Annotated in this window: 12 protein-coding genes; 8 read left to right on the forward strand and 4 right to left on the reverse strand. The window is 62.2% G+C overall.

Annotated elements, in window-relative coordinates; genetic code table 11:
* The first annotated feature begins 57 nt into the window (after window positions 1-57).
* Window positions 58-414, forward strand: a complete 357-nt coding sequence (locus APT59_RS13115) for a response regulator (RefSeq protein ID WP_059315256.1) — start codon at window positions 58-60, stop codon at window positions 412-414.
* Between the two features lie 381 nt (window positions 415-795).
* A complete protein-coding gene (locus APT59_RS13120) occupies window positions 796-2,454 on the forward strand; it encodes a methyl-accepting chemotaxis protein (protein WP_059315257.1) in 1,659 nt (552 codons plus the stop codon).
* A gap of 150 nt (window positions 2,455-2,604) precedes the next feature.
* Here the strand turns inward: APT59_RS13120 and APT59_RS13125 are convergent, their stop codons facing one another.
* The gene (locus tag APT59_RS13125) at window positions 2,605-2,976 is read right to left on the reverse strand and encodes a hypothetical protein (protein WP_059315258.1); all 372 of its coding nucleotides are present in this window, start codon (window positions 2,974-2,976) and stop codon (window positions 2,605-2,607) included.
* 413 nt (window positions 2,977-3,389) lie between these two features.
* Window positions 3,390-4,010 (reverse strand): 23S rRNA (uridine(2552)-2'-O)-methyltransferase RlmE, encoded by a 621-nt coding sequence (gene rlmE / locus APT59_RS13130; RefSeq protein ID WP_059315259.1) that lies wholly within the window; start codon window positions 4,008-4,010, stop codon window positions 3,390-3,392.
* A gap of 245 nt (window positions 4,011-4,255) precedes the next feature.
* On the opposite strand from rlmE, the gene APT59_RS13135 reads away from it, so the two are divergent.
* The 4 genes from APT59_RS13135 (at window position 4,256) to APT59_RS13150 (ending at window position 8,185) form a co-directional block, all read left to right on the forward strand.
* Entirely contained in the window at window positions 4,256-5,905 is a 1,650-nt protein-coding gene (locus APT59_RS13135; protein WP_059315260.1) for an NAD(P)/FAD-dependent oxidoreductase, read from the forward strand.
* Window positions 5,905-6,636 (forward strand): TrmH family RNA methyltransferase, encoded by a 732-nt coding sequence (locus APT59_RS13140; RefSeq protein ID WP_059315261.1) that lies wholly within the window; start codon window positions 5,905-5,907, stop codon window positions 6,634-6,636. The genes APT59_RS13135 and APT59_RS13140 overlap by 1 nt, the downstream gene beginning before the upstream one ends.
* 197 nt (window positions 6,637-6,833) lie before the next feature.
* Window positions 6,834-7,355: an alpha/beta hydrolase gene (locus tag APT59_RS13145; RefSeq protein WP_059315262.1), complete on the forward strand. Its 522-nt coding sequence runs from the start codon at window positions 6,834-6,836 to the stop codon at window positions 7,353-7,355.
* Between the two features lie 338 nt (window positions 7,356-7,693).
* The gene (locus tag APT59_RS13150; RefSeq protein WP_059316898.1) at window positions 7,694-8,185 is read left to right on the forward strand and encodes a hypothetical protein; all 492 of its coding nucleotides are present in this window, start codon (window positions 7,694-7,696) and stop codon (window positions 8,183-8,185) included.
* Between the two features lie 219 nt (window positions 8,186-8,404).
* On the opposite strand, the gene APT59_RS13155 is transcribed toward APT59_RS13150, so the two are convergent.
* Both APT59_RS13155 and APT59_RS13160 read right to left on the reverse strand, forming a co-directional pair.
* On the reverse strand, window positions 8,405-8,620 hold the full coding sequence (locus APT59_RS13155) for a hypothetical protein (RefSeq protein ID WP_059315263.1): 216 nt from the start codon (window positions 8,618-8,620) through the stop codon (window positions 8,405-8,407).
* A 262-nt stretch (window positions 8,621-8,882) separates the two neighbouring features.
* Complete coding sequence (locus tag APT59_RS13160; protein ID WP_059315264.1) at window positions 8,883-9,503, reverse strand: TetR/AcrR family transcriptional regulator; 621 nt, start codon at window positions 9,501-9,503, stop codon at window positions 8,883-8,885.
* Window positions 9,504-9,644: 141 nt separating this feature from the next.
* Between APT59_RS13160 and APT59_RS13165 the strand changes: the two genes are divergently transcribed.
* Together APT59_RS13165 and APT59_RS13170 are read left to right on the forward strand one after the other, a co-directional pair.
* Complete coding sequence (locus APT59_RS13165; RefSeq protein WP_059315265.1) at window positions 9,645-10,907, forward strand: serine hydrolase domain-containing protein; 1,263 nt, start codon at window positions 9,645-9,647, stop codon at window positions 10,905-10,907.
* 123 nt (window positions 10,908-11,030) lie between these two features.
* Window positions 11,031-12,365 carry an alginate export family protein gene (locus APT59_RS13170; RefSeq protein WP_059315266.1) on the forward strand — a complete coding sequence of 445 codons (1,335 nt, stop codon included), beginning with the start codon at window positions 11,031-11,033 and terminating at the stop codon, window positions 12,363-12,365.
* The last annotated feature ends 30 nt before the right edge of the window (window positions 12,366-12,395 follow it).

The following is a 12,395-nucleotide window of genomic DNA, read 5'->3' on the forward strand; positions in this document are numbered from 1 at the left end:
CAGCAGCCGACATGGCGGTCCCTGTCTAACGACGTCCTACGATAGCCAGGTCCATCCTTGAATCGCCTTGTCCTTATTGCTGAAGATGAAAGGCTACTTGCTGAGATGCTCCGAGATATCTTCGAAGAGCATGAATGCGAAGTATTGGTCTTTAGTACCGCTGATGACGCCTGTCGCTATCTGGAACAGAATCATCCGCCATTGGACCTGCTGTTCACCGATGTAAGGATGCCAGGCTCGAAGACCGGATTTGATCTGGCGCTCAGTGCGCGGCGGCTCCAACCGACGCTACCCATCGTCGTCTCATCCGGGTACTTCGATGGCCCTGCCCAGCACCTCTCCGAGATGACCTTGCTGCCAAAACCGTGGAATCTGGAGCGACTATTGACCGTCTGCTCGTTGAAGCGCAGCTAGCTCGATACTTGCCGGAAAGTTGAGCGGCACCAGTTTTCTATTATAATCCGCGACGTTGAAAAGTCCTTATAGTGCATTCGACCGCTAGAGTCGCCATCCGCCACGCGGCTCTCCACGACGCCACTCTTCGATCTACCAAACCCTTTCTACAGGAGATTACCCTTACTATATAGTTATCGGGATAACTGGAATGGCAACAACCAATTGCGCGTTAAATATATGCGCGACGGCCTAGCTAATAACCCGAACCACTCATCTCCATGGCTTAGCGCCACTATAAATTTCTACACGACCCATCCGAAAGCCTGACTAATGGCGTCACTACTCCCTCTTAGTTGCGGGCTGGACTTTACCGTCCGCCCTTTTTAGCAGGAGCTTCACATGTTCAAGAATTTCAGGATCGGCACCCGCCTTATCGTGTCCTTTATTGCCGTCGCAGCCATCAGCCTGGTGGTTGGGGTCGCGGGTCTGAACAACAGCAGCCAGATCAATGATCTGGCAACTCAACTCTATGAAAACGAACTGCTGGGGTTGTCATACATCAAGGACGCCAACCTGAATCTTATTTTCATTGGTCGTGCGCGCAGTAACTACCTGTTGGCAGCCAGCGACGAGGACCGGAGTCGCGCCCAGGCGGAAGTCAAACAAGGCCTCGCCAACGTAAGGGAAAATCTGGCCAAAGCCCGCCCTCTGTTCAACAGCGAAGCGTCGGCGAACAACTTCCGGCAAATCGACGACCTGCTCACCAGCTATACCACCCAATTGGATCAGGCCATGACGCTCGCTCGTGACCGTGCGTTGCGCGAGGCAGATCCGGTACTGGACAACCAACTCGCCAGTGTCCGTCGCTATGGTGATCAGGTTGGCGCGCTGATGGCCGAGCTGTCCAAGCGTAAAGAGCAGAATGCCAGCGACGCCAACGACCTCACCGACCAGCTCTATGAACACAGCCGGGTGATGCTGATCGGTATCATCTCCGTGGGTGTGGCCTTCGGCATCCTGCTGGGCTTCTTGATGAGTCGCAGCATCACCCGCCCCCTGCGGGCCGCCGTCGAGATTGCCGATCGCCTGGCCGCTGGCGACCTCACCCAGCGCATCGAGGCCGAAGGTCGCGACGAGACGGCCGCTCTGCTACGCGCCATGGACGGCATGAACCAGCGGCTGTCGCAGATCATCAGTGACGTGCGCAGCGCGTCCGATGGACTGGCCAGCGCCTCGGAAGAAATATCGGCCACCGCTCAGAGCATCAGCCAGGCCAGCACCGAGCAGGCGGCATCGGTCGAGGAAACCAGCGCCAGCGTCGAGCAGATGTCGGCCTCCATCGCGCAGAATACCGAAAACGCCAAGGTCACCGACGGCATGGCCGGCAAGGCGAACCGCGAGGCCAGCGAAGGGGGGCAAGCGGTGAAAGATACCTTGATTGCCATGAAGACCATCGCGACCAAGATCAGCATCATCGACGACATCGCCTACCAGACCAATCTGCTAGCCCTTAACGCCGCCATTGAGGCAGCCCGTGCCGGCGAGCACGGCAAGGGCTTTGCAGTGGTCGCCTCCGAGGTACGCAAGCTGGCCGAACGCAGTCAGGTGGCGGCCCAGGAGATCAGCAACGTCGCCCAAGGCAGCGTGGCCCTGGCCGAGCGAGCCGGCGCCCTGCTGGACGAGATGGTGCCGTCCATCAGCAAGACCTCCGACCTGGTCCAGGAGATTACCGCAGCGTCTGAAGAGCAGACGTCCGGTGTCGAACAGATCAATGGCGCCATGTTGCAATTGAGCCAGGTCACCCAACAGAACGCCTCGGCCTCCGAAGAATTGGCCGCCACGGCAGAAGAGATGAGCAGTCAGGCCGAACAGCTTCAGCAACTGATGGAGTTCTTTACCCTGAACGGCGCCGCGGGAGACCAAGAGGCGCCACGCTCTACCGCCAAGCGTTCAGACCCAGGCCTGGCCAAGCGTACGTCGGCGTTGATCGGTACCCAGCGTCACGGACCCCATGGTGGAGCGCCGGCTGGCTTCGCTCGTTTCGAAGAGACTGCCTGACCGGTTGATGGCTTCTGAGCGCAGCCAATGGGCTCTGGTGCCGGCTGATAGCCGGCACCTAGCGTCTCGCTAACGCCGCTTTCAATCGAACGGGATGGCCGCGTATCGAGGCGACGCCACAGCACGTGAATACCCGCCCGCCTCAACTTTTCACTCGTTCAGGCGAAGAAACTGCTTCAGTCTCAGCACGATGCATTCGACGTTTTCCTTCGTGGAGAAACCCACTCGCGGCCAGTCGTATCGGCTATCGCGCGCCGTGGCCTGGCCATTCATGGCCTTCAGCTCCGCAAAGAACTTCTTGCTTTCAGCAATGCCCCTCCCCGCCCTGCGCGCATGGGATTCGACGTCAAAAGCAATTTCGCCAAGATTGCCATCGGCTGCTCCAGCGCCTGGCCGGTACAAGAAGATCTGGCCCTTCTCGACTTTCACGCACCTGAAGCCACTGCCACTCTCCATCTCGTAGAGGGCCCCATAGATATCGGTCAACAGGCGCCTAGCCGTCTCGAACACATATGCATCCATCTATCCTGCTCCCTGTTTTTCAAGCGAACGACGGCCGCCACAACTGCCTGGATACAGTTGATTGAAAAACCTTAGCAGCAGGTAAGGAATTAATTCCTGACGGACATATCCCCTCACAGTTGTCAGGGATGCTGCACAAAACGCGCGACAGGTACGTCGTAGCGCCCCAATCGCCAGGTGGCGAGGTGCTACAAAGACCCGCTAACGCCTGGACCCTTGAAGATGGCAACGAACGACGGCAGACAGCGGATACGCCTAGCCAACGATTTCCGCGCGATAAGCGGCAAATGACCCTGACCAAATGGCCAGAAGCGCACCTACCCCTGCTTACGGTCGCGGTTACCCCCGTGGCGAACAGGCGTTTCCGCGGACCTTCGAACAGATTGAAAAGCGCGCGCTGGCGCCTGGACGGCTCAGCCCTTGAAGCCCTTGCCGACCAGATAGACCTCACGCGAGCGGGGACGCGAGGCTTCGGGCTTGCGGATCGAGACCTTCTCGAAGGAGGTACGCACATCCTTGAGGAATTCGTCGGAGCCCTCACCCTGGAAGACCTTGACCACATAGTTGCCGCCGGGCTTGAGCACCTGGCGCACCATGTCGAGGGTCAGCTCCACCAGGTACATCGCCGCCGCCTGGTCGGCCGCCGCGACACCGCTGATGTTGGGCGCGATGTCGGAGACGATCAGATCGGGCTGTCGGCCTTCGAGCATGCCGAGGATCTTCTGGAAGACGGCGTCCTCGGTGAAGTCACCCTGGACGAAGTCGACGTTATCGAGTGCGCCCATCGGCAGGATGTCGGTCGCCACCACCCGGCCCTTCTCGCCGACGATGCCACCGGCCACCTGCGACCAGCCACCAGGGGCCGAGCCCAGGTCCATGACCAGCATGCCGGGGCGGATCAGCTTGTCCTTCTCGTTGAGCTCGATCAGCTTGTAGCTGGAGCGTGAACGCAGGCCGTCTTTCTGAGCGCGCTTTACGAAGGGATCGTTGACGTGTTCGTCCAGCCAGCGACGGCTGCTTTTGGATCGTTTCATGTTGGAGCTACCACGGGAAATCGGGTGAGAAGCGGACGCACGCCAAACCTGGCCGGCCGCAAAGAGGCGGCGATTATAAGCCGATAACGCCCTGGCACGAATCAGGGATCGCCGTGGCGACCGCTAGACCGCCGAATCGAGCGCCCATCGTCCTGGCCTGACAGCGCCGATACCGCCGGGTACAATCGCCGCCCTACCCCTCCTCCTCCCTTCCTTTGCCGGAGTCACCGGCCAGGACTATTGTCATGATTCGCATCAACGAACTGTCGCTGCCGCTTGATCACACCCCCGACGAACTGCGCCAGGCCATCCTTGGCCGCCTGAACCTGCGCGACGCCGATCTCCTGAATTTCACCGTGTTCAAGCGCAGCTACGATGCGCGCAAGAAGAACAGCGTCATCCTGTTCATCTACATCATTGACCTAGAGGTAAGGGACGAGGCAGCGGTGCTGGCGCGCTTCGCCAATGACCTGCACGTACGTCCCGCCCCGGACACCGGCTATTACCCGGTCGGCGAGGCGCCGGCGAACCTGACCGAGCGCCCGCTGGTGGTGGGTTTCGGCCCCTGCGGGCTGTTCGCTGCCCTGCTGCTGGCCCAGATGGGCTTCAAGCCCATCGTGCTCGAACGCGGCAAGGATGTGCGCAGCCGCACCAAGGACACCTGGGCGCTGTGGCGCAAGAAGGTCCTGACGCCCGAGTCCAACGTGCAGTTCGGTGAAGGCGGTGCTGGCCTGTTTTCCGATGGCAAGCTCTATAGCCAGATCAAGGATCCCAAGTTCTACGCCCGCAAGGTGATGCACGAGTTCGTCCGCGCTGGCGCGCCTGAGGAAATCCTCTATGTCAGCAAACCGCACATCGGCACCTTCCGCCTCACTGGGGTGGTGGCAGCCATGCGCGAGGAAATCATCGCGCTCGGCGGCGAAGTCCGCTTCGAGAGCAAGGTGACGGATCTGGTGATCAACGATGGCCAGCTCGAAGGCGTGGTGCTCGCCAATGGCGAGACCCTGCACAGCCGCCATGTGGTCCTCGCCCTGGGCCACAGCTCCCGCGACACCTTCCGCATGCTGCACCGCCAGGGCGTATATATCGAAGCCAAGCCCTTCGCTGTCGGCTTCCGCATCGAACACCCCCAGGGCATGATCGATCAGGCCCGCCTGGGCAAGTACGCCGGCCACCCGGAACTGGGCGCCGCCGACTACAAGCTGGTGCACCACGCCAAGAATGGCCGCGCCGTGTACAGCTTCTGCATGTGCCCGGGCGGTACCGTGGTGGCCGCCACCTCCGAGCCGGGCCGGGTCGTGACCAACGGCATGAGCCAGTACTCGCGCAACGAGCGCAATGCCAACTCCGGCATCGTGGTGGGCATCAATCCCGAGCAGGATTTCCCCGGCGATCCGCTGGCGGGCGTCGAGCTGCAGGAGCGACTGGAGTCGCGCGCCTACGAGCTGGGCGGTAGCGACTATTCCGCACCCGGCCAACTGGTTGGAGACTTCATTCGCGGCGTGCCCTCCACCGAATTCGGTGAAGTGGAACCTTCCTACAAGCCCGGCGTACGCCTGGGCGACCTAGCGCCGTCGCTGCCCGCCTACGCCATCGAGGCCATCCGCGAAGCGCTGCCCGCCTTCGGCAAGCAGATCCGCGGCTTCGACCGCCATGACGCCATCCTGACCGGCATCGAAACCCGCACCTCCTCGCCGGTGCGCATCACCCGTGACAACGACAGCCTGCAAAGCCTGAACCTTCGCGGCCTCTATCCGGCCGGTGAAGGCGCCGGTTATGCCGGCGGCATCCTGTCGGCGGGCGTGGATGGCATCAAGGTGGCCGAGGCCCTGGCCAAGTCGATGCTTGCGGATGCCGACGAGCAGCATGCCCCGCTGGCCCGAGCCGCTGGCTGATGAAGCTCGACGACCTCAAGAAACTCCACCAGAAGAAGTACCGCGCCGAATTCGGCCACTTCCTGGTGGAGGGCGAACATCTGGCACTCGAACTACAGAAGGCCGCGCTGCAGAATCCCCAGCTGCAACGTGCCGAACTCTATGTGACGGGTGCCTACGAACACTGGCGGAGTCCGTTCCGGACGCACCTGATCAGCGACCGGCAGATGGGGCAGCTCGCCGACACCAAGACCCCGCAAGGGATCCTGGCAGTGGTGCCAATGCCCGTGCCTCTGACCAGCGCGCCGGCAATCGCCGAAGGCGAACGCGCGGTCTATCTGCACGAGATCCAGGACCCGGGCAACCTGGGCACCATCCTGCGTACCCTGGCCTGGTTCGGTGGCTTTCGCTGCCTGCTGAGCCCCGGCAGCGTCGACCCCTACAACCCCAAGGTCGTCCGCGCCAGCATGGGCGCCATCTTCCATACGCCGCTGGAGCTCGACGTCGAACTCGACGGCTTGCAGGAACGCTTCCCTCGCCTCGCCTGCTTGGACATGCACGGCGAGCCCGTGCAGTCGGCCCAGTTCAAGGCCTTCGACTGTTACCTGTTCGGCAACGAAGCCCGCGGCGTTCCTCGTGAACAACTCACCGCCCTGAACGCTCAGCCCTTCACCATCGGCGGCTCGGGAGCCATCGAGTCCCTGAATCTGGCGGCGACGGTGAACATGTGCGCCTATGAGTTGAGCCGGTAGCGTCCGGCCACCATTCCTAGTCGCGTGGTGCCCTTTGAGCGTCGGAAGACCAGCCAGAAGACCCTCGGGCCCAGTGACGGACACACCCTTGTTACACAGGACGCCGCCTGGCGGCCCGAGCGATCTGATTAGCGTCCGCCAGCTGCTCGACCTTCCAGCGGGTATCGATCAACCTGTGCGTCGGCTCGCTCGGCAGGATGCCTTCGGCGGATTACCGCCTGCCGCCCGAACATCCCTATCCAGCCGCTCTGGATGATTGCCTTACGGCCTATCGGCATGCGCTGGGCCAGTACTCACCCGCCAATATTGTCCTCATCGGCCGCTCGGCGGATGGCAATCTTGCCCTGGCGATGCTCTTGCGCGGCCGCGATGAAGGGTTGCCGATGCCGGCCGGACTGGTGCCGCTGTCGCCGGAAGTCGACCTGACCGAATTGGGAGACCGCCTCCACACCAACCGCCATGTGGATGTGATGCTTCCCTTCCCCCTCATGCCAATCAATCGGCTCTATGCCAGCGATGCGGATCTCGGCCACCCCTGTTTATCCCCTCTGTTCGGCCAGCTCAAGGGATTACCGCCTACCTTCCTACAGACGGGTACCCGCGACCTCTTCCTGGCCAATGCGGCGCACCTGCATCGCCGGTTACGCCAGGCGAAGATTCCGGTCGACCTCTACGTGGGCGAAGGCAGGTCCCATGGGGGCTCCCTGGGGGAACGGTAGAGGATAAGGAACTCGCACAGGAGACGCGTGACATCGTCGAGACCTGTTGGCAACGCTAGATGCCGCCATGTATGCGGCCTCTGGATTCATACCCCGGGCGCTCAACGGCACGCGCGCTTGCCACCTACTTGGGTAGCATCGCGTAAGCGCTTCGAACGCCTGGTCTTTGTGGGCGGGGTCCTTGGTAGAGCCGAAGATCTCGTTGCCAAGCCGAGCGTTCTCAGCCAGCGGTGCTCCTGCGCGAGTTCTGGCTCATGGATAGGACCTTCGGTGCCATCAAGCTGAACAGTCCCGTGCACACCCGGTCCGTATGGGAACAACCACCGGGAGAATCGACGATGACGACAGCCAGCAATCTGTTGTGGGGCGCTGTGGCGATTGGCGTGGTGACTGGCATGCGCAGCATGTTGGCGCCGACCATGGTCAGCCAGGCGTTGGCCGAGCGTGCGGGCATAGCAGACGCCGGCGAACCCGCGCGCACCCTCGCGTCGCACCGCGTACGACGCTACGTGATGCCCCTGGCCGCCGGGGAGCTATTGGGCGACAAGATGCCCTTCGCGCCAGACCGTACCATCGTGCCATCGATGCTGGTTCGTGCCGTATCGGGTGGTGTCAGCGCGGCAGCACTGGCAGGTGCGCGGCGGCAACCGATAATGCTGCCGGCACTGATCGGGGCGACCGCCGCCTGTATCGCCGCCAAGGTTGCGATCGATCTGCGCAAGCGCTACGGCACCAACGCCTGGCTCAATGCGGGTCTTGGCGTGGCCGAGGATTGCATGGCCGTATCGCTGGGCAATGCCGGGTTGCGTCGAGCACTACAGGATTGCTAGGCCGAAGGTTGCACGCTGCTCGCAATCCGCACTTCGGTCCGGTCTGTCCAGTACGACGTAGGCGGCCAGACAGGACCTGTCAATTCATCGGTATCGCTTTCACTGCATAGCGTCCCGTGGTGAAGAGACCTGGCTCTTCTGCTCGAATGGCGACGAGCCAGCGTCCCTTGAAAGCTGGGCAATCACACCTTGGTCAAATGTTATGGGGTACGAAGACGCTCATCCGCCAGCATCGGTACCTGGCGGGAGCTGGAAAGTACGCGCCCATTCGAGCAGATCATTTTCTTCATCGGTACGATCGTCTGCACCAGATTCCTCAAGCACGGCCACTAGCCGATTCATGAAGGCTCGATCAGCGCGAGCCTGATCGATGATCCTGTTCAGGTTCAATTGACCGAGCCGCTGGAGAGGAGCCTGAAATTCATTGTCTTCCATGCGAGGACGTCTGTTCCTAGAAGCACGGCTGCCGATTGCCGACTGGCCTATTGCCATCATCTACCAGGAAAGTAGCCGGCCGGAATTGGTTATCGCAAAAAGTGTCGAGAATGATGACTGAACCGCAGTCGGTAGCTGGCTTGGGGCTGTTGCCCTAGGCATTGCATAGCTGTTCGTCAATGGCAGGCGAATCCTAGCTCGCCTGCCCCGTTCTTCCCGCTAGCGTCGCTCAGACGCCTGGCAGGCCAAGATCCCTGGCCCGTCACGCAGGCACCGCACGCATGCCCTCGAACATCAGGCGCGTGGTGTTGCGGACGTTGGCGGCATGCCCTTGCCGATCCATCTGGTCACTGGCCGTCAGGCGAAGCAGCTGCAGATGGGAGTAGTCGTTGAGCAGGAAGGCGGCCAATTCCACATCCAGGTCGGCGCGCAGCTTGCCGGCGGCCTGCAATTCGCGCAGCACGTTGGCGATCTCGCCCTGTAGCCCCCTATTCATCTGCCGGTAGGCCTCGGGCAGACCACTGTTGCCACCTACCAGCACCAGTGGCAGCAGCTCACGCCAGAGCGCGGCGGGCAGCACCTCGAGGGCATAGCTGACGAGAAGGTGTTCGAGGTGGCAGAGCGCATCGACGGGATCATCGAATTCGCGGATGCGCTTGCGCACATCGATCAGGGCGCGGCGATCGGACTCCTTGATCATCTCCAGGATGATCTCGTGCTTGCTGCCGAAATACTTGAACACCGTAGGTGCCGAGACACCGGCATCACGAGCGATCTGCTCGACGGTGGTCTCGCGAAAACCCTGGCGTTGAAACAGTGCCACCGCCGCTGCCGAGATGGCGCTTCGGCGTAATGCCTTCTGACGTTCGCGTAAGCCGCTCACCGTCGCTCCTGATTTCTGGGATAGCGGAAAGCATAGCTGCCCCGGTTTGGTCGAGAAAATATTTTATTGACTAAAGAAATTAACAGGGTTAATTATTTTCCCGTACCTGCTCGACGCAGGGCAACTGCCAGGATGAGTCTGATGAACCAGATCCTCGACCGCTCCCTGGTTTCCCGAAATCGGGAAGTCAGCGAGATGTACGACCAACAAGAACAAGAGCCCGTACTGATGCAGGGTTTCCCTGCCGAGCCGGAACAGCGCGTGACCTGGGCCAACTGGATGTCGCCGCCGTTCAATCGCTGGGGCTTCCGCAACCTGGCGCGCCTGCGCCCCACCATCGACGTCGCCGCCGGCCCACGCCCCGACGCGGTGCTGGCCTATGCGCCGGTAGCCCTGGAAGGTCTGACGTTCGAGAGTTCTTGCGGCCGCAGCGTTACCGCCCTCGACCATCTGCTGGCCAGCAAGACCGACGGCTTCCTGGTGCTGCACAAGGGGCGCGTGGTGTACGAGCGCTACTTCAATGGCCAGGTCGCCACTGACCGTCACATCATGTTCTCGGTCACCAAGTCGCTGATCGGCGTACTCGGTGAACAGCTGGTCCACCAGGGCGTCCTCGATCCCCAGGCGCAAACCCGGCACTATGTGCCGGAGCTGGCTGGCAGTGCCTTCGGCGACGCCACCGTGCGTCAGCTGTTCGACATGGCTGTGGGCGTTCATTACACCGAGCTGTACGACGATCCGACGTCGGAAAGCTCCCAATACGGCTACGCCTGCGGCTTCAAGCCGGCACCCCCCGAGTACGCCCAGTACGAATCCCTGTACCAGTACCTGCCGGCGCTGCGTAAACGCTGCGAACATGGCGGGCTGTTCCATTACGTGACGGCCACCACCGAGGTGCTGGCCTGGGTGATGGAGCGCGCCAGCGGCGTGAGCTGCGCCGAGCAGTTGCAGGCGATCTGGCAGCAGCTGGGCTGCGAGCGCGACGGCCATTTCATGGCCGACCCCTGGGGCCGCAGCGTCGCCGGCGCCGGTTTCAACGCCACCCTGCGCGACATGGGTCGCTTCGGCCTGATGCTCGCCAACGGCGGCCTGGTCGAGGGCCAGCAGGTCATCGCCCAGGCGGTGATCGACGCCATCGCAGGCGGCTCGGACCCTGCCATCTACGCCGTGCACAAGGACTTCTCCGAGTGGACGCCGGGCGCGTCCTACCGCAGCCAGTGGTACGTCTTCAACGACCACAGCCCGGCCATCATGGCCAGCGGCATCCACGGCCAGTACCTGTTCGTCGACTTCACCTCGGACGTGGTGATCGTCAAGCAATCGTCGCTGCCCGATGCGGTCACCGAACTGGATATCGACACCGTGCGCCTGCTGCGGGCCATCGCTGCCCAGTTGCACGGCTGACCGACACTACAAGATCCAGGAGCGCCGGCTCGCCAGCGCTCCTACCTGCTGCGTCAGGTATCAGGTGGCCGCCTTGGCGCCCTTCACTGCCCTGTAATAAAAAAAATTAGACAGGAGCTTCATATGTACGGACTCAAGCGCTGTTTCCGCGCGCTATTCGCGCTCGGCGTTCCGCTGGCCAGCCAGCCGGCTCTGGCGGGCTATCCGTTCCAGTACGAGAACCTCACAGGCGAGGTCAACCTGACGGTTGGCGGCGCCTCCATCACCACCCGCGGCGTCAACTTCGGCACCGGCCGCGTTGACGTGCGCAGCGGCGAGAACGACGGCAGCAAGATTGGCTGGCAGGAGTTCTACGTCAAACCCGGCGTTACCCTCGATTACTCGCTCAGCGATACCGTCCGGCTGCTCGCGGGTGGTTCGGTGGTCGCCGCCACCACCTTCGGTGATGGCGATGCCGGCGGCTTCACCCGCAGCTCCGACGGCCGCGTGGCACCTGAAGAACTCTATGCCGGGGTGCAAGCGGGTGACTGGACGCTCACCGTTGGTCGCCAGAACTACCTCATCGGCACCGGGTTCATCGTCATGGACGGCAACCTCGATCTGTTCGGCGATGGCGCCTATTGGCTCGGCCCGCGTACCGCCTTCAGGGACTCGGCGATCCTGGCATGGAATCCTGGACCGATCCAGGCACAGGCCTTCACCCTGCGCACCGACGACCACTACGGCGATTTCCGCCTGAGTGGCGTCAACCTGGACTACGACCTCGACGGCCAGGTAACGCTCGGTGCCATGGCCATGACCGTCGACACCCTGGCCAGCAGGAGCAGTACCGCCGTGCGCCGCGATGGCATGCAGGTCTACAACCTGCGCGCCCTGCGCGGCCACCTGCCGGGCGTGCCGAACCTGACCTTGAATGGCGAATACGCTGTGCAGCGCGGCGGCGACGGCCCCTTCACCTACGACGCCAACGCCTGGTACGCCCAGGCCGACTACCAGTTCCAGGACCTGCCGCTCACCCCCACGCTGGGCTACCGCTACGCCGTGTTTTCCGGCGACGACAACCCTACCGACAACCGCCAGAAGGCCTGGGACCCGCTCAGCAAGGGCTTCACGGACTGGAGCAACTGGCTGGTCGGTGACGTGGTGGGCAACTACCTGCTGTTCAACAGCAACGAGCGCGTCCAGCAATTCTCGATCAAGAACCGCCTGACCGACACCTTCACGCTGGGCGCCATTCACTATCAGTTCTGGCTCGACGAGAAGAACTTTCGCGGCGCCGCGGTGAGCGACCGACGCTTCGCCGACGAGACCGTGGTGTACCTGGACTGGACGCCGAACAAGCACTTCTACAGTTCGCTCTCGTACAACTGGGTGCAGGCCAAGTCCGCCGCCAAGCAGGCGTTCGGCGATAACGACCGCTTCAGCGCCCTCGAGCTGTATTTCACCTATCGCTATTGAACCCGAGTCACAGACGCCCCTCGGGGGCAC

The sequence above is a fragment of the Pseudomonas oryzihabitans genome (assembly GCF_001518815.1).
Taxonomy (GTDB): domain Bacteria; phylum Pseudomonadota; class Gammaproteobacteria; order Pseudomonadales; family Pseudomonadaceae; genus Chryseomonas; species Chryseomonas oryzihabitans_E.